The 1,937-nt window shown below is 66.4% G+C and carries 2 protein-coding genes and 1 pseudogene; all 3 read left to right on the forward strand.

The annotated features are described in order from the left end of the window. Positions 1-1,152: 1,152 nt before the first annotated feature. The 3 genes and pseudogenes from ACF08N_RS38065 to ACF08N_RS38075 all read left to right on the forward strand — a co-directional run bounded on the left by ACF08N_RS38065 (position 1,153) and on the right by ACF08N_RS38075 (position 1,828). Positions 1,153-1,380 (forward strand): transposase, encoded by a 228-nt coding sequence (locus ACF08N_RS38065; RefSeq protein ID WP_392329269.1) that lies wholly within the window; start codon positions 1,153-1,155, stop codon positions 1,378-1,380. Positions 1,381-1,413: 33 nt separating this feature from the next. Then, positions 1,414-1,659: pseudogene (locus ACF08N_RS38070) on the forward strand (transposase); the annotation flags it as partial. Then, positions 1,625-1,828, forward strand: coding sequence for a transposase (locus tag ACF08N_RS38075; RefSeq protein ID WP_392329270.1), 204 nt, complete (start codon positions 1,625-1,627; stop codon positions 1,826-1,828). The pseudogene ACF08N_RS38070 and the gene ACF08N_RS38075, both read left to right, overlap by 35 nt. Positions 1,829-1,937: the final 109 nt, after the last annotated feature.

Below are 1,937 nucleotides of genomic sequence, written 5' to 3' on the forward strand. Positions count from 1 at the left end.
TCGCGATCTCCCACAACCCGTCCGGCACGATCCAGCTCCACGTTCCCCGCCCCATGCCCGGGTCAACGTCCGCCTCACCACGTAGGACACGGTCTAAAGAGCCGCCGGAGGGCCCGAGCCGCTGGCCGTCAACCGCAAGGTCCGGCTGGCGGACCCCAGCGGCCAGTCGGTTGCTCGGAGCCAGGTCGTCGAGGAGCACGCCTGTTCGACGCCACTACTTCCTCCGTTCGCGATAGGACGTACGGCATCGCGGCTCCCGGTGGTGTTCTCGGGGGCAGGCAAGGGTAAGGAAGACCGTGGTGAGGGCCTGCACCATGGCGGATGCTGCGGCGGGGAAATGCAGATTCTCCATCAGCTCGTTCAGCCACATCTGCTGCTCCTCAGGTGACTTCTGAGCAAGACCTACCAGCGACACGTCGCTCGGCGGATCCCCAAGGTATGGACGCAGGTGCTGAAGCCTGGCGCTCGGTGACAGCATGGCTGCAAGGCCCCGCCGAAACGTGCGGCGCGGACGTGAACGGGCTGCACCGCTTCCGACTCGTCCATTCTGTGCAAGACCTTTGCGAGCATCGGCGCGAAGCTAAGACGCGCCGCGTAGTCGTCGGCTCGAAGCTCAGCCCGCCCGCTTGATGGCGGCTGACCAATAGGAAGCAGCACGAGAGGGGCGAGCATCCAGAACATCGTGGCCATGACCGCTACTGGGGTGCCGCCAAGGAACACTGCTGCGACGAGTCCGAAGAGCTCCATGGACGTCAAGGGTCTGAATACGCTGCCTCTGACCAGACGGGCCTCATCTTTCTTCGCTCATCCTCTGTCAGCCGAACGGAGCCGGAGAACGTATCGTGCGAACATGCTCTCCGTCGGCCCTGTGTAATGCCAGCAGTCCGAGAAGCACCCACATCGCGAGGGGAAACCAGGCCCAGGCCCAGTTGACCGGCATGCCACAGGCCCGCGTCAGCACCCACAAGATGAGAACACTGGCCGCGACGTTCGGCACCGAGGACATTTCTCGGAACGCATAGAGGTGGATGCGACGGCCCTCGTTGTACGACAGATCATGGTGCGAGCGACAGGGCATGCTCTGGTTCTGGTGGTGTCGGTGGGGCCATGCAACTATCCCGCCGCAGCTAGGCAGTGTCTTTCCGATCAGGTGTGTCCTGGAGGGATCTGCCCGAGCGGTTCGGGCTCTGGCAGACGGTGCGCGGACGCTGCGCCCGCTGGGTGGCCGACGGCACCTTCGGCCGGCTCGGCCGGAGCCCAGAGCCGGGCGGAGGTGGACTGGCTGGTCGCGGTGGACTCCACCGTCGTGCGGGCCCATCAGCACACCGCGGCCAAAGGGGGTTGAGGAACGAGGACTCGGGCGCTCCCGTAGCGGGCTGACCAGCAAGATCCACCTGGCCTTGCGACGGGCGGGGGCGACCGCTGTCTGTCACGGTCACGCCAGGTACCTGCGACGACTGCACGCAGGCCGAGGCGGTCACCGACCGCATCCGCGTCACCCGGCCCGGGCCGGCACGGCCCCGCGTCCGGCCGGATCAGGCGGTGGCGGACAAGGGCTACTCCGCCCGCTCCTTCCACGCCTACCTGCGCAGACGCGGAATCAAGGCGGCCATCCCCGGAACGCGTGGACCACCTCGCGGGCCGACGCCGACGCCGTGAACGGCCATGCAGCTTCGACAAGGCCGTCTACCGCCGCCGCAACGTCGTCGAACGCTGCTTCCACCGCCTCAAGCAGCCGCGCGGCATCGCCACCCGTTACGAGAAACCGCCCGGCCGCCACCTCACCGCCATCACCCAGGCCAGCACACTCATCTGGCTCGACCCGTGACCGCCAAGACGCTACCTAGTCTTCTGAGTCAGGAATTCTGTTCAGATGTATAGGCTGGCTCCATGGCACGGACCGGGCGGCCGAAGGCCGAGTTAAGACTGTCGGACGA

It is taken from the genome of Streptomyces sp. NPDC015127, from assembly GCF_043080095.1.
Taxonomy (GTDB): Bacteria; Actinomycetota; Actinomycetes; order Streptomycetales; family Streptomycetaceae; genus Streptomyces.